23 protein-coding genes are annotated in these 24708 nt (G+C 67.7%); 20 read left to right on the plus strand and 3 right to left on the minus strand.

Annotated features, from left to right (window positions below; all coding sequences use genetic code 11):
• Window positions 1–78: 78 nt before the first annotated feature.
• The 10 genes from ACW171_RS05750 (at window position 79) to ACW171_RS05795 (ending at window position 8872) form a co-directional block, all read left to right on the plus strand.
• The gene (locus ACW171_RS05750) at window positions 79–2433 is read left to right on the plus strand and encodes a heavy metal translocating P-type ATPase (protein ID WP_492096134.1); all 2355 of its coding nucleotides are present in this window, start codon (window positions 79–81) and stop codon (window positions 2431–2433) included.
• 69 nt (window positions 2434–2502) lie between these two features.
• Window positions 2503–2865, plus strand: coding sequence for a copper homeostasis periplasmic binding protein CopC (gene copC / locus ACW171_RS05755; protein ID WP_492096135.1), 363 nt, complete (start codon window positions 2503–2505; stop codon window positions 2863–2865).
• Window position 2866: 1 nt separating this feature from the next.
• The gene (gene copD / locus ACW171_RS05760) at window positions 2867–3784 is read left to right on the plus strand and encodes a copper homeostasis membrane protein CopD (protein WP_492096136.1); all 918 of its coding nucleotides are present in this window, start codon (window positions 2867–2869) and stop codon (window positions 3782–3784) included.
• Between the two features lie 72 nt (window positions 3785–3856).
• Window positions 3857–4135: a hypothetical protein gene (locus ACW171_RS05765; protein WP_492096137.1), complete on the plus strand. Its 279-nt coding sequence runs from the start codon at window positions 3857–3859 to the stop codon at window positions 4133–4135.
• Window positions 4132–4572, plus strand: a complete 441-nt coding sequence (locus ACW171_RS05770) for a Spy/CpxP family protein refolding chaperone (protein WP_492096138.1) — start codon at window positions 4132–4134, stop codon at window positions 4570–4572. The genes ACW171_RS05765 and ACW171_RS05770 overlap by 4 nt, the downstream gene beginning before the upstream one ends.
• Window positions 4573–4579: 7 nt before the next feature.
• Window positions 4580–5134, plus strand: coding sequence for an RNA polymerase sigma factor (locus ACW171_RS05775; protein WP_492096139.1), 555 nt, complete (start codon window positions 4580–4582; stop codon window positions 5132–5134).
• 130 nt (window positions 5135–5264) lie between these two features.
• Window positions 5265–7088 carry a copper resistance system multicopper oxidase gene (locus tag ACW171_RS05780; RefSeq protein ID WP_492096140.1) on the plus strand — a complete coding sequence of 608 codons (1824 nt, stop codon included), beginning with the start codon at window positions 5265–5267 and terminating at the stop codon, window positions 7086–7088.
• Window positions 7088–8236: a copper resistance protein B gene (locus tag ACW171_RS05785; protein ID WP_492096141.1), complete on the plus strand. Its 1149-nt coding sequence runs from the start codon at window positions 7088–7090 to the stop codon at window positions 8234–8236. Before ACW171_RS05780 ends, ACW171_RS05785 begins: the two co-directional genes overlap by 1 nt.
• A 17-nt stretch (window positions 8237–8253) precedes the next feature.
• Window positions 8254–8637 carry a copper resistance CopC family protein gene (locus ACW171_RS05790; protein ID WP_492096142.1) on the plus strand — a complete coding sequence of 128 codons (384 nt, stop codon included), beginning with the start codon at window positions 8254–8256 and terminating at the stop codon, window positions 8635–8637.
• A 10-nt stretch (window positions 8638–8647) separates the two neighbouring features.
• Window positions 8648–8872 carry an ammonium transporter family protein gene (locus ACW171_RS05795; protein WP_492096143.1) on the plus strand — a complete coding sequence of 75 codons (225 nt, stop codon included), beginning with the start codon at window positions 8648–8650 and terminating at the stop codon, window positions 8870–8872.
• A 61-nt stretch (window positions 8873–8933) separates the two neighbouring features.
• Here the strand turns inward: ACW171_RS05795 and ACW171_RS05800 are convergent, their stop codons facing one another.
• Window positions 8934–9233: a DUF7662 domain-containing protein gene (locus ACW171_RS05800; RefSeq protein ID WP_492096144.1), complete on the minus strand. Its 300-nt coding sequence runs from the start codon at window positions 9231–9233 to the stop codon at window positions 8934–8936.
• A 380-nt stretch (window positions 9234–9613) separates the two neighbouring features.
• Here ACW171_RS05800 and ACW171_RS05805 point away from each other — a divergent pair, with 380 nt between their 5' ends.
• From ACW171_RS05805 to ACW171_RS05830, 6 genes are read left to right on the plus strand one after another with little or no spacing between them, the layout of a single operon-like run.
• Window positions 9614–10021, plus strand: a complete 408-nt coding sequence (locus tag ACW171_RS05805) for a hypothetical protein (RefSeq protein ID WP_492096145.1) — start codon at window positions 9614–9616, stop codon at window positions 10019–10021.
• A gap of 47 nt (window positions 10022–10068) precedes the next feature.
• The gene (locus ACW171_RS05810) at window positions 10069–11391 is read left to right on the plus strand and encodes a TolC family protein (protein ID WP_492096146.1); all 1323 of its coding nucleotides are present in this window, start codon (window positions 10069–10071) and stop codon (window positions 11389–11391) included.
• Complete coding sequence (locus ACW171_RS05815) at window positions 11388–12644, plus strand: efflux RND transporter periplasmic adaptor subunit (RefSeq protein WP_492096147.1); 1257 nt, start codon at window positions 11388–11390, stop codon at window positions 12642–12644. Before ACW171_RS05810 ends, ACW171_RS05815 begins: the two co-directional genes overlap by 4 nt.
• Before the next feature lie 14 nt (window positions 12645–12658).
• Window positions 12659–15835 (plus strand): efflux RND transporter permease subunit, encoded by a 3177-nt coding sequence (locus ACW171_RS05820; protein WP_492096148.1) that lies wholly within the window; start codon window positions 12659–12661, stop codon window positions 15833–15835.
• Window positions 15832–16560 (plus strand): HupE/UreJ family protein, encoded by a 729-nt coding sequence (locus tag ACW171_RS05825; protein ID WP_492096149.1) that lies wholly within the window; start codon window positions 15832–15834, stop codon window positions 16558–16560. The genes ACW171_RS05820 and ACW171_RS05825 overlap by 4 nt, the downstream gene beginning before the upstream one ends.
• Before the next feature lie 13 nt (window positions 16561–16573).
• Window positions 16574–17287, plus strand: a complete 714-nt coding sequence (locus tag ACW171_RS05830) for a transmembrane anchor protein (RefSeq protein ID WP_492096150.1) — start codon at window positions 16574–16576, stop codon at window positions 17285–17287.
• Between the two features lie 230 nt (window positions 17288–17517).
• Here the strand turns inward: ACW171_RS05830 and ACW171_RS05835 are convergent, their stop codons facing one another.
• Window positions 17518–18846, minus strand: a complete 1329-nt coding sequence (locus ACW171_RS05835) for an MFS transporter (protein ID WP_492096151.1) — start codon at window positions 18844–18846, stop codon at window positions 17518–17520.
• Between the two features lie 97 nt (window positions 18847–18943).
• Here ACW171_RS05835 and ACW171_RS05840 point away from each other — a divergent pair, with 97 nt between their 5' ends.
• The gene (locus ACW171_RS05840; protein ID WP_492096152.1) at window positions 18944–19219 is read left to right on the plus strand and encodes a metal-sensing transcriptional repressor; all 276 of its coding nucleotides are present in this window, start codon (window positions 18944–18946) and stop codon (window positions 19217–19219) included.
• Window positions 19220–19432: 213 nt separating this feature from the next.
• On the opposite strand, the gene ACW171_RS05845 is transcribed toward ACW171_RS05840, so the two are convergent.
• Window positions 19433–19993, minus strand: coding sequence for a response regulator transcription factor (locus ACW171_RS05845; RefSeq protein ID WP_492096153.1), 561 nt, complete (start codon window positions 19991–19993; stop codon window positions 19433–19435).
• 189 nt (window positions 19994–20182) lie between these two features.
• Here ACW171_RS05845 and ACW171_RS05850 point away from each other — a divergent pair, with 189 nt between their 5' ends.
• The 3 genes from ACW171_RS05850 (at window position 20183) to ACW171_RS05860 (ending at window position 24708) form a co-directional block, all read left to right on the plus strand.
• Complete coding sequence (locus tag ACW171_RS05850) at window positions 20183–20671, plus strand: RNA polymerase sigma factor (RefSeq protein ID WP_492096154.1); 489 nt, start codon at window positions 20183–20185, stop codon at window positions 20669–20671.
• 9 nt (window positions 20672–20680) lie between these two features.
• On the plus strand, window positions 20681–21667 hold the full coding sequence (locus ACW171_RS05855; protein ID WP_492096155.1) for a FecR family protein: 987 nt from the start codon (window positions 20681–20683) through the stop codon (window positions 21665–21667).
• A gap of 92 nt (window positions 21668–21759) precedes the next feature.
• Window positions 21760–24708: a TonB-dependent receptor domain-containing protein gene (locus ACW171_RS05860; protein WP_492096156.1), complete on the plus strand. Its 2949-nt coding sequence runs from the start codon at window positions 21760–21762 to the stop codon at window positions 24706–24708.

Genomic DNA, 24708 nt, shown 5'->3' on the forward strand with positions numbered 1-24708 from the left:
CATATACCCCATGAGGGTATCTTGCGATATACCCCCTACGGGTATATGTGAGCGCTTCGGCCAACCGGAGACAGCGACATGTCCACGCATCCTCACAATCATGCCCCGGGTCACGCCTGCTGCGCGGCGAAGGCCTCGGACGGCGCGGCTGGGGTCAAGGATCCGGTCTGCGGCATGTCAGTCGATCCGACGACCACCGCTCACCGTGCCAGTCATGACGGTCAGGACTATTTCTTCTGCTCAGCGGGATGTCGGACCAAGTTCGTCGGGGATCCGGCGCGTTACCTGAATCCTCGCGTGGAGACAGAGCCAGCCATTCCCGGCGCCATCTACACCTGCCCGATGCACCCCGAGATCCGGCAGGAAGGCCCAGGCTCCTGCCCGATCTGCGGCATGGCGCTCGAACCGGAAACGGTCACGGCGGAGGCACCGCCGAACCACGAACTGATCGACTTCACTCGCCGCTTCTGGGTCGGTCTGGCCCTGACCCTGCCGGTCTTCGCTCTCGAGATGGGGGGGCACCTGACCAATCTGCACATGTTCATTCCGGGCCAGATGTCGAACTGGACCCAGTTCGCGCTGGCGACCCCCGTCGTCCTGTGGTGCGGCTGGCCCTTCTTTGAGCGCGGCTGGACATCGCTGCGCACCCGCCGGCTGAATATGTTCACCCTGATCGCCATGGGGGTCGGCGTCGCGTGGCTCTACAGCGTCGTGGCCGTCGTCGCGCCAACCCTGTTCCCGCCCGCCTTCCTGAAGGCCGATGGAAGCGCGCCGGTGTATTTCGAGGCGGCGGCGGTCATCACCGTCCTGGTCCTCGTCGGCCAGATTCTGGAACTGCGCGCCCGCGAACAGACCTCGGGCGCGATCCGCGCCCTGCTGGACCTCACGCCCAAGACCGCGCGCCGGATCCGGGCCGACGGTGTCGATGAAGATGTTTCGCTTGACCAGATCACCGTCGGCGACCGCCTGCGGGTCCGGCCCGGCGAGAAGATTCCGGTGGACGGCGAACTCCTGGATGGCCGGGTCGCTGTCGATGAATCCATGGTGACCGGCGAGTCCATGCCGGTGACCAAGGCCGTCGGCGACCGGGTCGTGGCCGGCGCGCTCAACAAGACCGGATCCTTCATCATGCGCGCCGACAAGGTCGGCGCAGACACCCTGCTGGCGCAGATCGTCCAGATGGTGGCCCAGGCCCAGCGCAGTCGCGCCCCGATCCAGCGGCTGGCCGATACGGTCTCCGGCTGGTTCGTCCCCACGGTCATCGCGATCGCCATGCTCGCCGCTGTCGTCTGGGGTTTGGTCGGCCCCGAACCCCGCCTGGCCTACGCCCTGGTCGCCGCCGTTTCGGTGCTCATCATCGCCTGTCCCTGTGCATTGGGCCTGGCGACGCCGATCTCGATCATGGTCGGGGTGGGACGTGGCGCGCACGCCGGCGTCCTGATCAAGAACGCCGAGGCGCTCGAACGCTTCGAGAAAGTCGACACCCTGGTTCTGGACAAGACCGGCACCCTGACAGAGGGACGTCCGTCGGTAACGGCGATCCTGCCCGCCGAGGGCTTCGCCGAAGTGGACATCTTGCGTCTCTCGGCCAGCCTCGAGCGCGGCAGCGAACATCCGTTGGCCGACGCGATCGTCCGGGCCGCTGGGGACCGGGACATCCCCCTTTCCGAGGCCGTGGACTTCGACAGCCCGGTCGGCCGCGGCGTCCGCGGGACGATCGAGGGTCGCCAGGTCGCCCTGGGCAACACCCGTTATCTCGGCGAGCTTTCAATCGACGTCTCCGCGCTGGAGTCGAAGGCGGACGCGCTCCGCCACGACGGCGCCACCGCCATTTTCGTGGCGATCGACGGAAAGGCGGCCGGGGTCATCGGCATCGCTGATCCCATCAAGGCCACCACGCCGGGGGCGATCCTCGCGCTGAAGGCGGCCGGTCTGCGGCTGGTCATGATGACCGGAGACAACCGGACAACGGCTGAAGCGGTCGCGCGTCGCCTCGGCATCGACGAAGTCCAGGCGGAAGTCCTGCCGCAGGACAAGGCGTCGGTGGTTCAACAGCTTCGTTCGCAGGGTCGGATCGTCGCCATGGCGGGGGATGGCGTCAACGATGCCCCTGCCCTCGCCGCCGCCGATGTCGGGGTCGCCATGGGGGCGGGTTCGGACGTCGCCATCGAGAGCGCCGGGGTCACCCTGCTGGGCGGCGATCTGCAGGGCATCGTGCGCACACGGCGCCTGTCCCGTGCGGTAATGGGCAACATCCGGCAAAACCTGGTGTTTGCCTTCGGCTACAACGCCCTCGGCATCCCCGTGGCGGCCGGCCTGCTCTATCCCGTGTTCGGCTGGCTTCTCTCGCCGGCCCTGGCGGCGCTCGCCATGGCGCTCTCTTCGGTCAGCGTCATCGGCAATGCGCTGAGGCTGCGCGCGGTGAAACTCTAGGCCGGCGAGGGAAAGAGGCGACCGCCGCGTATTTCTGAGACATCGTCTGGATGTCAGTGGAGTCACGACATGCGTTTCAATCGTTTCGTTCCCGCCTTCGCCGTGGCCGCGGCCGTGGTCATGACCGCCGGCGCGGTCAGCGCTCATGCGCGTCTGGTGAGTTCGACGCCCGCGGCCAACGCGACCGTGGCCCCGCCCCGTTCCATCGCCCTCACCTTCAGCGAGCGGATGGTCCCGGCCTTCTCGACGCTTGAAGTGGTCAACGCGGCCGGCGCGAAGGCCGCCGTGAGCACGACCGTCAGCGAGGACGGCCGGTCGATCACGGGCGCGCTCGCCCGACCGCTCGCCACCGGAGGCTATACCGTCAACTGGCAGATCGCCTCGAGCGACGGCCACCGCATGACCGGCTCCTACGCCTTCACCGTTCGTTGACGTGATCGAGGCCTGGGTCATTGGCCTGAGGGCGGTCCAATACGTCGCCGCCGCCCTGCTGTTCGGTCTCCCCGCCTTCCTGATCTACAGCGCGGGGGCGACAAGGCTCCTCCCCCTGGGCTGGCCGCGGCCCGCCCTGTTCTGGGCGGCCCTGGCCCTGGCTTTGGCGGCTCCGGCCGCCCTCGTCGCCCAGACCGCGATGATGGCGGGATCCTTGAGTGAAGCGATCAAGCCCGCTTCGCTGGGCATGATGGTCACCGGCATGGGTCTCGGCATGGCGTTGGCGGTGCGGTCCGCCACCGCCCTTCTGGCCGTGGCGGTGATCGCGATGGCCAAACCCGGACCCCGGCTGTGGTGGCTTTGCGCCTCGCTCGGCCTTGTCGTTTCGGCCAGCTTCGCCTGGACCGGTCATGGCGCGGCCACGGAAGGGTCCGGACACGAGATCCATCTGGCGTCCGATATTTTGCACGCCCTTTCGGCGTCGCTTTGGGTCGGCGCTCTGGCCGCCTTTGCCGCCCTTGTTATGTGGCGGCCCAAGGAGCCGTCCGCGCAGGATCTGGCTCTGGCGCGCGCCTTGGCTGGCTTCGCCGGCGTCGGCACCTTCGCCGTCGCTGTTCTTCTGCTGACCGGTCTGGTGAACAGCGCCTTCCTGGTCGGATGGGGCGGGCTCTGGACGTTGACCGCTACAGCCTATGGTCGCTGGCTTATCCTCAAGATCGTCCTGTTCGGTCTCATGTTGAGCCTGGCCGCCTTCAATCGTTTTCGTCTGACTCCCGCCTTCGAGGCCTCTAGTGCGGATTCTAGTCCGGTGCTTGGTCACCTGCAGCGAAGCTTGGTGGTGGAATTCGCGCTCTCCTTCGCCGTTCTGACGATCGTCTCAGTCATGGGGACGCTCGCGCCGCCGGCCTCGCTGCTATGACGACGCCAGGCCGCGACCGAGGGATTTGGCTGTACCCGGCGTATGGGACTACGGGGGCCGCAGAGGTGGAACATGACTGAGGACATCGATCGCCTGATCGCTACCGCCCGACCGGCGAGCCACGTCTCGCTGTCAGGGCTGGACTCCGATGTGTGGCGCCGCATCGAGAATCGGGTCGGCGAGCGGCGGATGGGTCAGGTCCGCGTCGCCGCTCTGGCGATGGCGCTCGTGGTAGGTGTCGCCAACGGGGGCGTGTTCGCCCTGTCCGCAAGGGCCGAGCCATCGGAGATGCAGGTGTTCAGCGTGTCGGGGGGCCTGTCCCCGATCGCGATCCTGGGAGCGGGCGAATGAAAGCGGGCTGGCGATCCATCGCGATCACGGCGGCGCTGGCCGCGCTCGCCAGCGGCGCCGGGACCTGGGCCAGCACGGCTTGGCTGATGAAGCGGCAGGAAGCGCCCAGCCTGCACAGCATCGTTCATCATCGACTGGACCTGACGACGGCGCAGGAAACCCGTCTGGAAGCGATCGAGGCCCGCTTCGCCTCGCGCCGGGGCGCGCTTGAAGCCGAGGTCCGCACCGCCAATCGCGAGCTGGCGGACGCGATCGCGGTCAGCGAAGGCGACAGTCCTCAGGTCCAGGCGGCGGTCGATCATTTCCACGTCGCCATGGGCGATCTCCAGAAGGCGACCATCGCCCATGTGTTCGAGATGCGGTCGGTCCTGACGCCCCAGCAGGCTCAGGTGTTCGACCGTCAGGTCGTCGGAGCTCTCCTGCAAGACGCAGGGTAGAGCCAGCGTGGATTCGGGGGTTCCACTCGAAGCACGGGCGGCGAAGGGCGACCGGGCCGCCTTCAGCGCGTTGATGACCGCGACCAAAGGCGACCTGCATCGCTTCGTTCGTCGATATATCGGCGACGACGAAGAGGCCTACGATGTCGTCCAGGAGACGTATGCGTCCGCCTGGCTCGCCATTCGCCGGTATGACCCGGGCCGCAGCTTCCCCACCTGGCTCCGCTCGATCGCCGTCAACAAATGCCGCGACTGGGGCCGCAAGCGCACGGTCCGCCGGATGGTTCGCGGCGTGATGGGCCTGGACGCGCCCGAAGCCCTGGCGGTCGGGGATGGAGCGACGACCCCCGAAGACCATCTGGATGACGGACGGCGTCGGGCGGCGCTGGACCGCGCCATCGCCGATCTGCCGGACGCCCTGAAGGCGCCGCTGCTTCTGACCGCCCTGGAGGGTCGGTCCCACGCCGAGGTCGCGCTTATCGTGGGCGCCACGCCCAAGGCGGTCGAGACCCGTGTCGCCAGGGCGCGCGCCAAGCTCGCCGAGGCGCTCCGGCGACTCTGATGTCGTCGTCGACGCCTGAGGCGGTTCGACGCAAGGGGATCGGCGCGTTCATGCGTATTGGCAGTAGGACCGTCCGTTCTCCCGCCCGGGATGAAGAGGTCGAGACAGCCTGAGCGAGGACCGAGCCTAGATGTCGATCATGCGACTGGACCGACGCACCCTTCTACGCAGCGCCGCGGCGGGAGGCGGCCTGCTCGGTCTGCAAGGCCTTCTGCCCGCTTGGGCCCAGACCGGTTCAGCGGGTCTTCGGTCGGAGTTGCCGTCCCTCGTCGGCCCGAACATCGACCTCACGGTCGGCCACTCGCCGTTCTCGGTCGGTGGGCGAACCGGACACGCCGTGACGGTCAACGGCCTGCTGCCGGCGCCGCTGCTGCGCCTTCGCGAAGGTCAGAACGCCCGCCTTTCGGTGACCAACACCCTGGACGAGGATACCTCGATCCACTGGCACGGCGTGTTGCTGCCGTTCCAGATGGACGGCGTGCCGGGCATCAGCTTCCCGGGCATCCGGCCGCGCGAGACCTTCGTCTATGAGTTTCCGGTCAAGCAGTCGGGCACCTATTGGTATCACAGCCACTCCGGGCTCCAGGAGGCGATGGGCCACTACGGACCGATCGTCATCGACCCGGCCAGCGCCGATCCCGTCGCCTATGACCGTGAGCATGTCCTGGTCCTGTCGGACTGGAGCTTCATGCATCCCCACGAGATCTTGGCGAAGCTGAAGAAGAGCCCCGGCTACTTCAACCGCCAGCGGACGACCCTGTCCGGCCTGCTCTCAGGCGCGGACGGCATGAGCCTCGAGGAGCGGCGCATGTGGGGGCAGATGCGCATGGATCCGCGTGACATCTCCGACGTGAACGGGACGACCTACACCTTCCTGGTCAACGGCCATGGCCCGGAAGAGAACTGGACCGGCCTGTTTCGTCCCGGCGAACGCGTGCGCCTGCGCGTCATCAACGCCTCGGCGATGTCGATCTTCAATGTGCGGATCCCCGGCTTGCCGATGACCGTGGTCCAGGCGGACGGCGACCATGTCCGGCCTGTCGAGGTGGACGAGTTCCAGATCTCGGTGGCCGAGACCTATGACGTCATCGTCCAGCCCACCGAAGACCGCGCCTACACCATCGTGTCCGAGGCGATCGATCGCTCGGGCATGGGCCGCGCCACGCTCGCCCCGCGCCTGGGCATGACGGCCGAGGTTCCGCCGCTTCGCGAGGTTCCAACCCTGACCATGCGCGACATGGGCATGGGCGGGATGGATCACGGCGGGATGGCGGGCATGGACCATGGCGGCATGGCCGGAATGGATGGCGGCGCGATGTCCGGAATGGATCACACCGCCATGGGGCAGACCCCACCCGCCGCTCCCGTGGCCGATATGGCGGGCATGGGCGGGATGAATATGCGGGACCCCGAAAATGCGTCGGCCGACATGGCGGTGGGCGTGGGCGTCGACATGATCGCCATGGCGCCGGCCAACCGGTTGGGCGACCGACCTCTCGGCCTGGAATCCGTCGATCACCGCGTGCTGGTCTATACCGATCTGGTGTCGCTCCAGCCGAACAAGGATCGCCGTCCGCCGTCCCGAACGATGGAAATCCATCTCACCGGCAACATGGAACGGTTCATGTGGGGTTTCGACGGGCGGAAGTTCTCGGAGTTGGTCGAGCCGATCCGCTTCGAACGAAATGAACGGGTCCGCGTAACCCTGGTGAACGACACCATGATGGGTCACCCGATCCATCTGCACGGCCATTTCTTCGAACTGGTGACCGGCGGCCCCGAAGGCCACCAGCCGCTGAAGCACACGGTGAATGTCGCGCCGGGATCGAAAGTGACCTTCGATTTGACCGCCGACGCCCCCGGAGACTGGGCCTTCCACTGCCACATGCTGATGCACATGCACGCCGGCATGTTCAATGTCGTGACGGTGCGGCCGATGGACGGAGCGGCCTGATGAACCGGCTCGCCCTCGCACTCGCCCCCTTGATCCTCGCCGCCAGCGCCTTGAGCACCCAGGCCCAGGACCCTCACGCGGGCCATGTCATGCCGGCGACCCCGGCGCCGCGCCCTGCGCCTGCGCCGGTCGCCACGCCTCAAACGCCCGCTCCGCCGGCAGCGCAGGATCCGCATGCCGGTCATGTCATGCCGCCTGCGCAGACGCCGCCCGCGGTCGATCCTCATGCGGGTCGCGACATGTCGACCATGGCGCCAGCGCAGGCTGATCCGCACGCCGGCCACGACATGTCCACGATGCAACCCGCCGAGGCGGACCCTCACGCCGGACACGATATGTCTGCAATGAGCATGGGTCCGCCGGATGTCCCGACCAGCGCGGACGATCCCGACAGACCTCCAGAGGCGCCGGTTCCGGCCGCCGCCCTGAGCGGTCCGACGCACGCCGCCGACGGGGTCTTCGGCGCAGAGGCGATGGACGCATCGCGCCAGACGCTGATCGCCGAGAACGGCGCCGTGCGCACCACCGCCCTCATCATCGACCGCCTCGAAGCGCGCTTCGGCGATGGCGGGGACACCTACCTGTGGGACGTTCAGGGCTGGAGCGGCGGCGACATCAACCGCTTTTGGTGGAAGTCAGAGGGCGAAGGCGAGTTCGGCGGCGCTCTGGAGGAGGCCGAACTCCAGGCCCTCTACAGCCGCGCCGTCACGCCGTTCTGGGACGTGCAGGCCGGCGTGCGCCAGGACTTCCGTCCTGACGGCGACGACACCACCCATCTGGTCCTAGGTCTCCAGGGACTGGCCCCCTATTGGTTCGAAATCGACGCGGCCGCCTTCCTGTCCACGAAGGGCGACCTGACCGCTCGCGTCGAAGCCGAATACGATCAGCGCCTCACCCAGCGCCTGATCCTTCAGCCGCGCCTCGAAATCGACGCCTCGGCCAGCGATATTCCAGAACTGGAGATCGGCTCGGGCCTCTCTTCGATCGAGGCGGGCCTGAGACTGCGCTACGAATTCCGCAAGGAGTTCGCCCCCTATGTCGGCGTCGAGTGGAGCCGCGCGCTCGGAAACACCGCCGACTACATCGACGCCCGAGGCGGCGAGGCAGAAGACACCCGCGTCGTCGTCGGCCTCAAGGCCTGGTTCTAACCGAAGGAGACGACCCCATGATCCGCGTCCTCACCCTCACCGCCGCTCTGGCCTTCGCCGGCACCGCCGCCGCCCAGGACCCGCACGCCGGCCACGCCGGAATGCAGCACCAGGCTCCGGCCGCATCCGGCATCGTCACCACCCCGGCCGACGGCGCCATGACATCCGGTTCGCCCGAACGGTTCAGCGCGACCTTCCCTCACCCGATGATGCTGAAGACCGTGACCCTCACCGCCGAAGGCCAGGCGCCGATTGTCGTCACCGCTCCAGATGCGCCATCGGCCGCGACCGTGAGCGTGGCCTTGCCGCGTCTCGCACCGGGAACCTATGCTGCCGCCTGGGCCGCCGAAGGTCCGGACGGCCACAAGATGTCCGGCTCCGTCAGCTTCATGGTTCACTAGGAGAACGACGATGAAAGTTTCCAACCTGCTGGCCGCCGCCGGTGCGATACTGACCCTGAGCGCCGGGGCGGCTCTGGCCGCGGAGGGCTGCGACTGCTGCAAGGACATGGCTGCCGACGCCGCCATGACGTGCTGCGACGAGATGAAGACCGAGCCTGCCCCCGCCGAACCGGCGCCGCGAGCCCCGGCTCCGACGGACGCGCCGGCGCCCCAGGGGCACGCCGCCCACAACTGATCGGTCCGACCCGGCTCGCTCCCGACCGACGCCCGTTCAGGGACGCCGGGGCGCGCCGGCGTCAGACTGTTCTATTCCGTTCGTCGACCTGCTCCAGCCTGGAGCCGTGCTGGTCAGCATCCATCCGGACGAAACGGACGGTTTCGGCGCGCGTTTGTGGTTCGGCGACGAAGCCGGCGTCCGCAAAAGCGACGTGCTGAGGCATCTGGGGGGCCGATGGGTCCCCTCGCCACCATCCGTCCGTGGTCGCGGCTTTCGGCAGGATGCCGCCGACAATCCGTTCGATGTCCCGGAACGTCAGATCCACTTCCGCCCGCTTCTGGCGCCGAAGGAAGGTTGCGAGGGGCGCGTATTTGGCCATCGGCGTGTTTTCCTCCCTCGCCGCCTTCGGTCAAGCCCGACTTTCGCAACCCGCCGTGAGCAGTGTAGGCTCATCGTCGGCGGGTTCCGGGAACGATAGGCGTCGATCGAGAGCCAGGGGACGCGTCAGCGTCGGCGGCGATCGGCGGCGAAACGCCGGGCTTCCTCACAGAAGTTCCTGGCCCGCCCCCTCCCCCGACCGTGAGTCACCTCGCGATCGCCCCGGTTCGCCGAGGCCTGATCGAAACCGGTCGGCGATCCGACGACTGCGGTGCTGCGACGATCCCGCCGTTGCGCGGCAGGGCGATTCCCCCTAACCGACAAAAATCGGGGACTTCTATCTTGCCGCAACTGCTCCGCCTCTTCTGCGTCTGTCTCGGCGTGACCATCGTGGTCGCGCTGCAGGCGCATGGCGTGATCAACACCCAGCATCGCATCGAACACGGCCTGCAGTTCCCTGGTGTGTCCTATGCGGAAGCGGCCATGATCGACCACGATCACGAACGCGATCAAGGTCACGGACACGAGCACGAGCACGAGCAGCCGGAGCCTTCACCGACCGACGACGCCTCGGCGTTCGAGATCGCCGAGACGCCTGCGGACGGCCCGATCAAACATCACCACCACGGTGGCGGTGACGTTCAGGTCGCCTTGGCGACGCCCGCACATCCGATCGAATCCGTGATCATGGCGTCCGCTGATCTGGGACCAACGCCAGACCTCGCGCCGCCCGGACTCCGAGGTGACGGTCCTTCCCACCCTCCTAAACAGCAGCGCCTGATCGTCTGATCCTGCGCGGCCGAACGGCCGTGCGCGCCCTGTTTTTGGAGACCACCTTGAGACATCCCCTGTCCGGCTCGACCGGATCGTGGGCGCGATGTGGAGCCGTTTCGGCCCTCGCGCTCACCCTTGCGGTTGCTTTGCCGCCCACGGACGCGTTCGCCCAGGCGATAACGCCCCCGTCGCCCGCGAACGCCCCGGCGCGTTCGCTGCCTCTGGAAGAGGCGTTGCGTCGCGCCGCCGCCGCCGACCCGGCCCGCGCCGGCCTGGAGGCCCGCGCTCGCGCTGCCGACGCCGGCATCCGCCAAGCGGACATCCGTCCAAACCCCACACTGGGCCTGATGGTGGAGAACTTGCCGACCGTCGGCAGTGGCGACCTGCTCGGCCGCACCGAGACGACGATCAGCTACGAACAGCGGATCGAGCGGGGCGGCGACAGACCGGCCCGGGTTGATCTGGCCCGTAGCGAAGGGGCTCTCGTCGCCGCCAACGCCCGTGTGCGGCAGCTCGATCGGCTCGAAACGGTGCAACGTGACTGGACGGATGTCCTGACGGCCGAAGCTCAACTTGAGATCGCCCGCGAGCGACTGGAGCTCGCGGAGCAGTTCCAGGTCCAGGTGCAGCGTCGCGTCGACGCCGCCCGGGATCCGCTGTTCGCAGGCGCCCGCGCAGAGGCTGAACTGGCCCAGGCCCAGATCGATTTCGATCAGGCCGAGATCACCCTCCGGGTGGCGCGCGTCACCCTCGCCAAGTTCTGGGACGGTTCGGCGGACTTCGGGGTCGGTGCCGCCGCCTTCGAGGACACCAGCGCCTCGCGCATCACGGCAGGCGACGTCGCCCAGTTCGATCTGGATATCTTCCTCGCCCAGCGGGGGATCGCCGACGCCCAGGTGCGCGTCGAGGAAGCCCGCGCCGTTCCGGACCCGACCGTCAGTGTCGGCCTGCGGCACATCTGGGATAATGATCTCTCCCTGGTGTTCGGCGGCTCCATCCCGCTCCAGCGCTACGACCGCAACCTCGGCGCCATCGACCGGGCTCGCGCAGAAGGTACGGCGGCCCAGGCTGATCTCGAAGCCTATCGCATCGATCGAGAGCGTGAGATCGCCCGCCTGCAGGTCCAACTCCTGGCCCGGGCCAGCGAGGCGCGCAGGATCCGCGAGGAAATCCTGCCGCAGGCCGAACGGGCGGTGTCGCTCGTGCGCGAGGGCTTCGCGCGCGGCGGCTTCACCTACAACGACGTCATGAGCGCCCATTCGGCCCTGCTCGAAACCCGGGCGCGCCGCGTCGCGGTGCTCCAACAATTCCACATCGACCGCGCCCGCCTCGACCGGCTGACCGGCGCGCATGCCGGCCTGCTCGGCCTGGAGACCCAACCATGACCCCTCCCCCCGTTTCGCGGCGTCTGATCGCCGTGTCCCTGATGGCGCTCGCCGTCGGCGTCTCGGCCTGCGGCCAGGGCGCGCCCGCCGAGAAGGCGGAAGGCGAAGCCGCCGCGGCGGACTACGAACGCGGTCCGCACCGGGGCCGCATGCTCCGTGACGGCGACTTCGCGCTTGAGATCACTCTCTACGAGGAAGGGCCCGAACCGCTCTTCCGGCTGTATCCCTACGTCAACGACAAGCCGGTCGATCCCCGTCAGGTTCAGGCCGCCATCACCCTCAACCGCCTCGGCCCCAAGACCCACCAGTTCGTCTTCGCTGCGGAAAACGACTATCTGACCTCGCCCGCGCCAGTCTTCGAACCCCACTCCTTCGACGTCGTGGTGACGGCCGCGCAAGCCAGCAAACGCCACCGGTGGACCTACGCCTCCTATGAAGGCCGCACGACCATTTCGGCCGATGCAGCCCGAGCCGGCGGCGTCACGGTCGAGCGCGTCGGGCCGGCGGTGCTCGGCGAGACCCTGCCGCTGACTGGCCGTGTCGAGATCACGCCTGAGGGCCAGGCCGAGGTCCATGCCCGCTATCCAGGACGGGTGATGAGCCTGAACGTTCAACTGGGCACGCGCGTCTCGCGCGGCCAGGTCATCGCCCGGGTCGAGTCCAGCGAGAGCCTGCAAACCTATTCGGTCACCGCGCCCATCTCGGGGATGATCGTCGCCAAGAACGTCAATGTCGGTTCGATTACGGGCGCCGGCGAGCCGATGCTCATGATCGGCGATCCGACCCGGCTGCACGCCGAGTTCCTGCTCTATCCGCGCGACGCCGAACGGGTGCGCGCGGGCCAGCCGGTCACGGTGCAAAGCCTGGCGGGCGACTACACCTTCAACGGCCGAATCGAGGCGGTGTTGCCCTCGACGGATCTGACCAGCCAGGTGCTCATCGCCCATGTCGACCTGCCCTATCAGGGCGGCGTCTGGCGGCCGGGTCTGGGGGTGTCGGGCACGGTTCAGGTCGGCGCCGGTCAGGTTCCATTGGCGGTCCGCACCAAGGCGCTTCAGCCGTTCCGCGACTTCACCGTGGTCTATGCCCGCTTCGGCACGACCTATGAGGTGCGGATGCTGGAACTGGGCCGCCGCACGCCGGAATGGACGGAGGTCCTGAGCGGCATAGAGCCCGGCGTCGAATACGTCGTGGACGGCGCCTTCCTCATCCGCGCGGACGTCGAGAAGTCCGGCGCGAGCCACGATCACTAGGGGCTCGAACCGTCATGCTCGAACGCATCATCGCGCTGTCGATCCGCTTCCGCTGGATCGTCATGGCGCTCGTCATCCTGGCCTGCGCGGTCGGCGTCTGGAGTTTCCAGCGCCTGCCGATCGACGCCACGCCGGACATCACCAACGTCCAGGTCCAGATCAACACCGAGGCCCCCGGCTTCTCGCCGCTGGAATCCGAACAGAGGATCACCTTCCCGGTCGAAACCGCCATCGCCGGCGTGCCGGGCCTGCAGTACACGCGCTCGGTTTCGCGCTACGGGCTGAGCCAGGTCACCGTCGTCTTCGAGGACGGCACCGACATCTATTTCGCGCGTCAGCTGGTCAATGAACGGCTGCAGGCGGCGCGGGGTCAGCTGCCGGAAGGGCTGACGCCCGAACTCGGTCCCATCGCCACGGGCCTGGGCGAGATCTTCATGTACACGATCGAGGCCGAACAGGGCGCGCGCCGTCCTGACGGCGAACTCTACACGCCCGAGGACCTGCGAACCCTGCAGGACTGGGTCATCCGGCCCCAGCTGCGCAACACGCCCGGCGTCACCGAGGTCAACACCATCGGCGGCTTCGAGCGGCAGTATCACGTCACGCCCTGGCCGGATCGTCTCGTCGCCTATGGCGTGACCATGGCTGAGGTCGTCGAGGCGCTGAATCGCAACAACGCCAATGTCGGCGCCGGCTATGTCGAACGCTACGGCGAGCAATACCTGGTCCGGGTTCCCGGCCAGGCGGAGACGCTCGAGGATCTCGGCGCCATCATCGTCGCCAACCGCAACGGCGTGCCGGTCCGGGTGGCCGATGTCTCTGACCTGGTGATGGGGGAAGAACTGCGAACGGGCGCCGCTACGGAGGACGGCCGCGAGGTGGTGCTCGGCACGGTGTTCATGCTCGTCGGCGAAAACAGCCGAACCGTGGCCCAGGCGGTCGCCGCCCGTCTGGGCGAAGCATCCAGGGCTCTGCCCTCCGGCGTCCGGGCCGTGCCCGTCTATGACCGGACCGATCTGGTCGACCGGGCGATCCACACGGTCGAGAAGAATCTGGTCGAAGGGGCGTTGCTGGTCATCGTCGTGCTGTTCCTGCTGCTCGGGAACATCCGGGCGGCTTTGATCACGGCGGCGGTCATCCCCGTCACCATGCTGATGACCATCACCGGCATGGTGCGGACAGACACCTCGGGCAATCTGATGAGCCTGGGCGCGCTGGATTTCGGCCTCATCGTCGATGGCGCGGTCATCATCGTCGAGAATTGCCTGCGCCGTTTCGGCGAGACCCAGCATCGCCTGGGCCGCCTGCTCACACGCGAGGAGCGGTTCGAGCTGGCGGCTTCGGCCTCCGGGGAGGTCATCCGACCGTCCCTGTTCGGGGTGCTGATCATCACTCTCGTCTATGTGCCGATCTTCGCCCTCACCGGCGTCGAGGGGAAGATGTTCCATCCGATGGCGATCACCGTCGTCATCGCCCTGACCTGCGCGCTGGTCCTGTCGCTGACCTTCGTCCCGGCCGCCGTGGCCATGTTCGTCACCGGCAAGGTTCAGGAGAAGGACAGCTTCGTCATGCGCGGCGCCCGGCGCTTCTATCAGCCGGCGCTGGACCTCGCCCTGCGCATGCGGGTGGCCTTCGTGGCCGTGGCCGTGGCCCTGGTGGCGATCGCGGCCCTGGGCGCCAGCCGCATGGGGTCGGAGTTCATCCCGAACCTCGACGAGGGCGACATCGCCATGCACGCGCTTCGCATCCCCGGCACCTCCCTCAGCCAGGCCGTGCAGATGCAGACGGCCCTGGAGCGGCGGATCGCCCAGTTCCCCGAGGTCGAGCGGGTCGTGGCCAAGATCGGCACCGCCGAGGTGGCCACCGATCCCATGCCGCCCTCGGTCGCCGACACCTTCATCATGCTGAAGGATAGGAAGGACTGGCCCGATCCGCGCAAACCCCGGGCCGAACTCCTGGCCGAACTCCAGGCGGCCGTGGCCCAGATCCCGGGCAACAACTACGAGTTCACCCAGCCGATCCAGATGCGCTTCAACGAACTCCTCTCGGGCGTTCGCGCCGACGTCGCCATCAAGGTGTTCGGCGACGATCTCGACGCCCTTCTTGAGGTCGGCAACGCCGTCGAAAGCGTGGTCGGCGGCATCGAGGGCGCCGAGGATGTCTCGGTCGAACAGGTCACCGGCCTGCCGGTCTTGCAGATCAGGCCCGACCGCGCCGCCCTGTCGCGACTGGGGATCAGCATGGATGATGTCCAGCAGGTCGTCGCGACCTCGATCGGCGGCGTGGTCGCAGGCCAGGTGTTCGAGGGCGACCGGCGCTTCGATGTGGTCGTGCGCCTGCCCGAGACGCTGCGCCAGGACACCGAAGCCATCGGCCGGCTGCGCATTCCCGTGCCCGGCTCGGGCGGCACGGCTTTCGTGCCGCTGGAGGAGATCGCGACCATCGTCGTCGAGAAGGGCCCAAACCAGATCAGCCGCGAGGACGGCAAGCGCCGGGTTGTGGTCACCGCCAATGTGCGGGGCCGCGACCTGGGGTCCTTCATCGCCGAGGTCCAGGAAAAGGTCGGAGCCGAAGTCGAGGTCCCGGCCGGGTCCTGGATCAGTTACGGCGGCACGTTCGAACAGCTGATCTCGGCAGCCAAGCGGCTGCAGTTGGTGGTGCCGGTGGTGCTGCTGCTGATCTTCGGCCTGCTGTTCGCCCTCTTCCGGTCGGTCAAGGACAGCGCCATCGTCTTCTCGGGCGTACCGTTGGCCCTGACCGGCGGGGTCGCCGCCCTGGCGATGCGCGGACTGCCGCTCTCGATCTCGGCGGCGGTCGGCTTCATCGCCCTGTCCGGGGTGGCGGTGCTGAACGGCGTCGTCATGGTCAGTTTCATCCGCACCTTGATCGCTGAAGGCAAACCCCTTGGGGAAGCGATCCGCGAAGGCGCCCTGACCCGGTTGCGGCCGGTGCTGATGACCGCCCTGGTCGCCAGCCTCGGCTTCGTGCCGATGGCCCTGAACGTGGGGGCCGGCGCCGAGGTCCAACGCCCGCTGGCGACGGTCGTGATCGGCGGGATCATCTCCTCGACGATCCTGACCCTGCTGATCCTTCCCGCCCTCTACAGCCTCGTCCACGGTCGGCCGTCCCACGCGGACGGCGCGCCGCGGCGCTGGCTTCCCCGTCTTCCCTTCACTCGGAGCAACGCATGACCGCCGCGATTCATCGGTGGACGGCCTGGCTGAGGACGCCTGCGGGCGTCCTCCTGCTGGGGCTGTTCATCCTGTTGCTCAACGGCTGCCTGACCGTCGCCCTCGCCCACGGCGTCGCCGAAGGCGACAAGGGCTACATCCAGGAGACGTCGGGCTTCCTGTTCTGGCCCTTCGTCTACCTCGGGGCCAAGCATATGGTCACCGGCTACGACCACCTGCTGTTCCTGCTGGGGGTGATCTTCTTCCTCTATCGGATGAAGGACATCAGCCTCTATGTGACCCTGTTCGCGATCGGCCACTCCACCACCCTGCTGTTGGGCGTTCTGACCAATATCAGCGTCTCCAGCTATCTGGTGGACGCCGCCATCGGCCTGTCGGTCGCCTACAAGGCGCTCGACAACATGGGCGCCTTCCAGCGCTGGTTCGGCTTCCAACCCTCCACCAGGGCGGCGACCCTGATCTTCGGCCTGGTCCACGGCTTCGGCCTGGCCACCAAGCTTCAGGACTTCAACCTCTCGCCCGACGGCCTGATCGGCAATCTCATCGCCTTCAACATCGGCGTCGAGGTCGGCCAGCTCCTCGCCCTGGGCGCCATCCTCATCGTCATGGGCTTCTGGAGGAAGACGACCGGCTTCTGGCGGCACGCCTACGCCGCCAACGTCATCCTCATGACCCTCGGTTTCATCCTGGCGGGCTATCAGCTCGTCGGCTTCTTCGTCGCCTGACCGGAGACCTCAAATGTACAACGCCAACAAACCCGACGCCTCCGAACTGCCGTCGACCGCCAAACTGCTGAAGTCCACCGGCATCGCCGTCGTCGTCGCCTCGGCCCTGCTCGCCACCGTCGTCTTGCCCGCCGAGTACGGGATCGATCCTACGCGGGTCGGCTCCCTGCTCGGCCTGACCGAGATGGGCCGGATCAAGCGCCAGCTCGCCGCCGAGGCGGAGGCTGAAGAGGCCGGGGCCGCGCCGCAAACGGTCACGGTGGCCACCACGCCGCTGACGGCGCCGACGGAAGCTCCGACGGCTGGGTCGCAGCCAGACACGGCTGTACCTTCTGTCGCTCCACCTGCGACCGCGCCCGGCGCAGCCGCTATCCCAGCGCCCGTCGCCGCCGCGACGGCGCCGGGCACGCCGGTTCGTTCGGACCGCACGAGCCTGACCCTCGAACCCGACGAGGGCGGCGAGATCAAGCTGACCATGAAGGAAGGCGATCGCGCCGAGTTCACCTGGTCCGCTGACGGCGGAGCGGTGAACTACGACACCCACGGCGACGGGCGCGGAATCTCCTACCATGGCTACGGCAAGGGCACGGACAGCCGCGTTCAGGGCGTGCTGGTGGCCGCGTTTGACGGCCATCATGGTTGGTTCTGGCGCAACCGAGGCGATGGGCCGGTAACGATCACCCTGGTCACGAGCGGTGCCTACGAACGGGTCGAGTTCGTCGAATAGTCATCGTCGGAGCCGGGCTTCGCAATTCCGGCTGTCACAGCTTACCGCGTCGGCCCGATCCCGGCGCCAACACGGGATGAGCCTTCTCGAACACGGCCACCACCGCCAGTCATGCTGGCGGCCGCGGGACTGGAGCCGTGCTCCTGCGGCTCTGACCGTGCGCCACGACGCGCGGCTGCCGGGTCGCTATCGACCCGGTGGAGTCATGACCAACTACGGCGAGCGTATCGTCAGTCCGGACGCTTCGGCCACCGCGGATGGCTATCGTCGATGACGACCGGATGCGCATGCGCAGCACCGGCCTCGGTCACCTCCGCGTCGGCCAAGTGCGCATCCCCCGCACTCAGATTATCGTGGACGTGCGGGAGGTCCGCAGGGTCGTGAGCCGGCCAGATCACAAATCCCAGCACGGTCCCGACCGCGCTTAGGCCAGCCAGCACGAGGAAGGCGGCGCTCGGATCGACGGCGGCGCTGACCAGGCCGGCCACTGGATAGGCGATCAGCCAGGCGGCGTGCGACAGGGCGAACTGGGCCGCGAACAGAGCCGGCCGGTCCTGGGTGTTGGAAGACCGCCGCAACGCCCGACCTGCCGGGGTCAGCGTCAGGGAGTAGCCCATGCCCATCACGGCCCACAGCCCGAGAAGCACGACATAGCTCGTGGCCAGGACCGATCCTGCGAGCAGAACGCCCGTCATGATGACCGTCCCCCAGAGCATGGCGATGCGATCGGAGACGCGCGTGAGCAGACGCGGCAAGGCGACGGCAGAGCTCATGGAGCCGATGCCGAAGGCCGCCAGGGCCCAGGCGGTGTGCTGGCCCGAGAGGCCGAAGCGGGATTGAACCAGGACGACGGTGTTGACGAACACCATCGCCCCACCAGCAGCCTCGGCGAGGCTGATCGCCATCAATCCGCGCAGGCGCGGCGTCAGGGCGAACAGACGCAGGCCGCCCGTCAGCCGCTGCATGAAGGGCAGCGGCTGCGCCCGGGACAGGGTGGGCAGGACCGCGCTGACCACGAAGAGGGCCGAGACGACGAAACCGAGCGCCGTTCCGACGAACAGATTGTTGTAGCTCATCACCGCCAGCAGCAAGGCGGCCAGAACCGGGCTGGCCACGCTCTCCAGATCGGCCGCCAGCCGCGAGAGCGACAGGGCCTTGGTGTATTCGCCCTCGTCCGGAAGGAGGTCGGGAATCATGGCCTGAAAGGCCGGAGTGAAGGCCGCCGAGGCGACGTAGAGAACCGTCATCAGGGCATAGACCTGCCAGGCCTCGCCGACGAACGGCAGGGCGGCCGCGACGCCCGCGCGGACCACGTCGAGCGACACCAGAAGGGTCTTCCTCGGCAGCTTCGCCGCCAGGGCGCTCGCGAAGGGCGCGACGCCGATATAGGCGATCATCTTGATCGCCAGCGCGGCGCCCAGGATCTCGCCGGCGTTGGCGCCCGCCAGGTCGTGGGCCAGCAGACCGAGCGCGACGGTCGCCATCCCCGTCCCCAGCAGAGCCCCGACCTGGGCGATGAACAGATGCCGGTAGGCGCGGTGACGCAGGGGAGAGAACACGAGCGACTCCGAGGTCCGACGCGAGCGCGCGCCAGGCGGACCTTATCCCCCCGGGGAGGATAGTTGCAATGTCCTCCTGGGGAGGATATGCGGCGGCATGGCCCACGTCTCCCACGCCTCCCATCCCGAGATCGTCAAACGCCTTCGCCGCGCCGACGGCCATCTGCATACGGTCATCCAGATGATCGAGAGCGGCCGGCCCTGCCAGGATCTGGCGCAGCAGCTTCACGCCATCGAGAAGGCGGTCGCGGCCGCCAAGAAGACGCTGATCCACGATCACATCGACCACTGCCTGGCCCATGCGGCCGAGGGCGATCCGGACGAGGCCCGCAAGGCCCTCGCCGAGTTCAAAGACATCACCAAATACCTGTGAGGTGTCGCCCGAGACCGCATGCTCGGATGGATCGACAATCGCGACGGCGGCCGACAAGATGAGGGCGGCGGGTTCCGGAACGGACAGGCGCTGGTCTTGAGCCAGGGGACGCAATGCGTCGGCGGCGATCAGGGCCGAAACCTCCGGGCTTCTGTACAGAAGTTCCAGGCCCGCCCCCTCCTCCCGCAGCGCACCGGACGGGGCCGCGCCGGCTCAGCCGCCTTCGGGGTCGATGATGCCGGTGCGCACCCCGACCGCGACCGCCTCGATCCGGGTTCGCACACCCAGTTTGGCGCAGGCCTTCTCGAGGTAGCTGTCGACGGTTCGCGGGGAGAGCCCAACGATCTGGCCGATGTCCGCTGAGCTTTTCCCGCGACTGACCCAGAGCAGACATTCGGCTTCGCGGCCGCTCAGCAGCATGATGGGACGGCGTTCCGCGTGACGACTGGGCTCCATGATCGGCTCCGCTTCAATTGATCTCGATGCACGGTGGGCGGGAATCATCAGCCGGGCAACGACAGTGAATTGCGGGGCGTCCGCCAGTTTTTTGCGGTTGGGACCGCCTGCCCCGTAGGGCGAATTGACGCGCTTGCCCTCAGTTGGACGCCCTTCTAGACCGCCCCGGTCGGGCGCCGTGAGATAGGCGCACAGCTTGAGCCGGGGCCTGTCAAAGCCACAGGGGCGCCGCTTTGAACCGAAGCAGCGGGCCTCACGATCGCAGAGGATTCCAACGCCCGACCCCTCCGGCTTGCACCGGGATTTCGTTTGATTCATGCTGGCGTGGCCGACGCTTGCGTTGGTGGGGCCTGGAATCCCCTGTGCGATATCAAATCATCGACGGCGTCGCGCATCCGCGCGGATGCCCGTTCCCAACGCCTGACGGCGCGCGCCTGCGCGCCTGTCCCGGGCCGTGTGGACGCGTCTGGGTTCCGGACCCTCTCGTCGAGAGGCCGGAGAACTGTGGTGACCGATACGAAGCAGCTTGGGGCGGAGGCGCAGGACGGTATCAACCGTCTCTATCGGCGCTATGCCGCCTGGCTGGATCGGCGCTTACGAGCCCACATTGACGCCGATGCGGCGGCCGATGTCGTCCAGGAGACCTACATTCGCGCCGCGCCTTATGCGCTGGACGACATTCGCCACCCGAAGGCGTTTCTGCTCAAGATCGCCCTGAACCTGGTCCGCGATGAGAGCCGGAAAGAAGGACGTCGGCGACGGGATCGGGAGTTTCAGAGGCCGGCCGGAGCCGAGGCCGCCTCCCAGTTCGATCAGGTTCTGCTCGAGCAGGTGATCCGGTCCATGCCGCAACTCTACCGCGACGTCTTCGTCTTGAGCCGCTTTGGCGGTATGACTTATCCGGAGATCGCTCAGTCGTTCGGGATCAGCGTAAAAACGGTGGAATGGCGAATGTCCAGGGCGCTCGAGTACTGCGCGTCTCGGCTGGACTTGTAGGCAAGACGGATGACGATCGAGGCTGAAGCCGAAATCAGGCGCACGGAAGCAGCGGAATGGTTCAGCAAGTTGAACCAGCGCCAGGTCACGACTGCCGACATCAAGGACTTCAGCGACTGGCGGCGGGATCCTGAGAACGCCCGCGCCTTCAGTCGCCTTGAAGCGATGTGGGATGCGGCCGGAACGCTCGCAAAGACCCCTGGGATGGCGGGGCTCACGGAAGACGCGACGAACCGGGCCCGCCAGGCCACGCCCAGCCGGCGCAGAAGTCCTTCCGGCCGCCTGATCCCGCTCGGTGCAGCGGGCGCGGTAGCCTTGGCGCTCGCGGTGGGAAGCTGGTCGTGGTGGTCCGCCCAACGGCCGGACGCTTATGACACCGCCATCGGGGAGCAGCGGACGGTCCGGCTCGAGGACGGCTCACGCATCATTCTGGACACGGACTCCCACGTTACGGTCCGGTTCAGTGGTTCCGAGCGGCTGGTGACCCTGGCCTCCGGACGCGCCATGTTCGAGGTACAGGGGGATGCGGCTCGCCCCTTCCTGGTGAAGGCCGGCGACACCGAGGTGACCGCGATCGGCACCCGCTTCGATGTCCGCAGGGCCGGCGCCGGCGCCCAGGTCGTTCTGGTCGAGGGAAAGGTTGCGGTCCGGCAGGAGGCGGCGTCGCGGTCGGCCTGGACCCTCGCACCGGGACAACAGGTCACGACTTCGGTCCAACGCCCCGCGGTCGTCGCGGTGAACGTGCCGGCGGCGACGAGTTGGACGACCGGCCGCCTGACATTTGAGAACACCCCGATCGCCGTCGCGGTGGCGGAGGTCAATCGCTACAGCCCTTCGCCGGTCGAACTGCGGGACGATCGAATCTCCAGCATCCGTGTCAGCGGCGTGTTTGATGCCGGCGATGTCGACGGCTTCGTCGCGGCGCTGAGGGACCTTTACGCGCTCGAAGCGACCCGGGCGCCGGACGGCCATCTCGTCCTGACGGGTCCCGCCTGAAAATAATTTGACCCCTGACTTAGGGGATGGTCCGCGACCCGACGTCTCCTTCCCCGACCCGCAAAACTGCGGGTAGAAAATCGGGGGAGATCATGAGTCACAGGTTCACTTCAACCGCGTTCGCCGCGCTGATGATGGGTGTTACGACGCCGGTAGCGGCGCAGTCGGTCGACGCCGTGCGCGCGTTCAGCATCGGGGCCGGCCCCCTTGAGCGAAGCCTGCCGGTCTTCGCCCAGCAGAGCGGCCTGCAGATCCTCTATCCCAGCGCGCTCGTCGCCGGACGCCAGTCCCCGGCCGTCACCGGTGATTTCACGGCGGAAGCGGCGCTCGCCCAGTTGCTGCGCGGGACAGGCCTCACCTATCGGCAGAGCCGGCCGACCGTCTTCGTGCTGGTCGATCCGTCGGCCCGCGCGGAGGCGGAAGCCGAAGCCACCCAGCTCGAAGAGGTCGTGGTCACGGGCAGCTATTTCCGGGGTGTCGACAGCCCCTCGCCTGTCACGGTGCTGACCCAGGACGATGTGGCGCGGCAAGGACGCGCGACGGTGGCCGAGACCCTCGCCGCCCTCCCCCAGAATTTCACCGGCGCCGCCTATGAGGGCTCCGCGAACACCGGCGCGGATCGCTCGGCCCGGAACAGCGGCGCGGCGACCGGCCTGAACCTGCGCGGGCTCGGCGCGGACGCGACCCTCGTCCTCGTCAACGGCCGGCGGATCGCCGGCACCGGCCTCTCCGGCGACTTCGCCGACATCTCCAACATTCCGTCCAGTGCGATCGCGAGGGTGGACGTCCTGCTGGACGGGGCTTCAGCGCTCTACGGCGCGGACGCGGTCGGCGGAGTCGTCAACATCATCTTGAAGTCCCAGTTCGATCAGGCGGAGAGCCGCTTGCGGGTGGGCGGTACGAGCGACGGCGGCGCCGAGGAAGTTCTGGTGTCCCATGTCGGCGGGTTCAACTGGGCGAGCGGAAGCCTTGTCGCGGCCTATGAGTTTCACGATCGCGGAGAGCTTCGATCCGAAGATCGACGGGTGACCTCCAGCGCCGACCTGCGCCCCTTGGGCGGCTCTGACTGGCGGCTGGTCTACAGCGCGCCCGGCAACCTCATGGCGCAGGATCCTGTCACGGGCTCCTATCGGCCCATCTTCGCCATTCCTCGCGATCAGGACGGCACTGGGCTGACCCCGGGCGACTTCCGGGCCAATGAGGTCAACCTCACGAACCAGAACCAGGGTCAGTGGTTCCTGCCGCACCAGCGTCGGCACAGCCTCTTCGCCGCGGTGCGGCAGAACCTTCCCTTCGGTTTCAGCCTCGACGGCGACATCCGCTACACGGAACGGAACCACACGCTTCAGACGCCGGCCGACACCGGCATCGTGGCGATCACCTCCGCCAATCCTCATTTCGTGTCTCCGGTGGGCGCAACCCGCCACGACATCGCCTATTCCTGGATCGACGAGCTGGGCCCGGCGCTCTCGGAAGGCCGCACGCGCAGCGTCAGCGGGGCCTTTGGTGTCAACGGCGCGATCCGGGACTGGAACCTGTCGGCCTACGTCAGCGGCGGTCGGGAGTTCAGCAGCCGCACGCTGTCCAATCGCGTGCAGACGACCTTCCTTCAGGAGGCTCTCGGGTCACGGGCGGACATACCGACGACGGTCTTCAGAACGGCGGTCGACGGCTTCTTCAATCCCTACGGCGATCCGACCAACACCAGCGCGGCCATGCGGGCGCATATCGGCTCGGGCTATTCCTGGACCGACCATACGACCACAGTGGCGTCGGCGAACCTCAAGGCCGACGGATCGCTCCTGGAGCTCGCCGGCGGGCCGCTGCGCATGGCTGTCGGCGTCGATCTTCGCCGCGAGCGGTTCGAGACCGAAGGCGAGAATTTCCTCTCCGGCGTGGCGCCGCGCATCGTCGCCCCGCTCGTCTATGAACGCGACGTCTCGGCGGCCTTCGTCGAGTTCCGCGCGCCGTTCGTGAGCGCCGCCAACGCCCGCCCCGGACTGGAACGTCTGGAGTTCTCCCTGGCGGCGCGGATCGAAGACCATGAGGGTGTCGGGCAATCCACCAACCCCAAGGTCGGTCTGCTCTACAGCCCAACGCCCGACCTGCTGCTGCGCGCGAGCCATGGGACATCATTCCGGGCGCCGGCGCTCCGGGAGCTGTTCACGGCCTACGCCCTGGGCCCGACCTTCCTCAACCGTGGCGGCGTCAATGTCCTCGCGGTCGTCCAGTACGGCGGCAATCCAGATCTGCGCCCGGAAACGGCCGCCTCGACCACGGCGGGCTTCGTCTGGACGCCGGCGGCCCTGAGCGGCTTCCGGCTGGAAGGCGGGTGGTTCCGGACCCGGTTCGAGGATCGCATCGGCAACCCGGTTCTTGAGAACCTGACGAATGTTCTCAACGACCCTGCCCTGTCCCCCTTCGTCCGTTTCGTGAGCCCGGCCACGAACACGGAAGATCGCGCCCTCGTCCAGTCGTTGCTGGACCACCCCGGCAACTTCAACCCGACCGTCATGCCCGTCACCGCCTATGGCGTGGTCGTCGACAACCGCTTCGTCAACGCCGCCGCCGTCGAGGTCGAGGGGCTGGACCTGTCGGCGCGATATCGCTTCGACCTGGGCGCCGGTCAGATGTCGATCGACGGATCGATCACCCATCTCCTGACCAACGATCGCCAGATCACCGACGCCTCCCCGAACGAAGACCTGCTGGGAGACCCGCACTTTCCCGCACGCTGGCGCGGCCGGATCGGCGGTCAGTGGCTCAGCGGCCCTCTGACGCTCGGCCTGATCGCCAACTATGTCAGCGGGGGTCGAGACCCGGTCGGCGGTCGAAGCATTGATGACTGGGCGACCTTCGACGGTCAGGTCCGCTACGACTTCCGGGACTGGGGTGAGGGCCTTTCCCTCTCCCTGAACGTGCTCAATCTCGCGAACTCGGAGCCGCCGTTCTACGACGCCTCGCGCGGGATCGGCTATGACGCGGCCAACACCAATGCACTTGGCCGTCAGATCTCGCTGCAACTCGTCAAGCGCTGGTGA

The sequence above is a fragment of the Brevundimonas sp. FV1ye28 genome, from assembly GCF_058681135.1.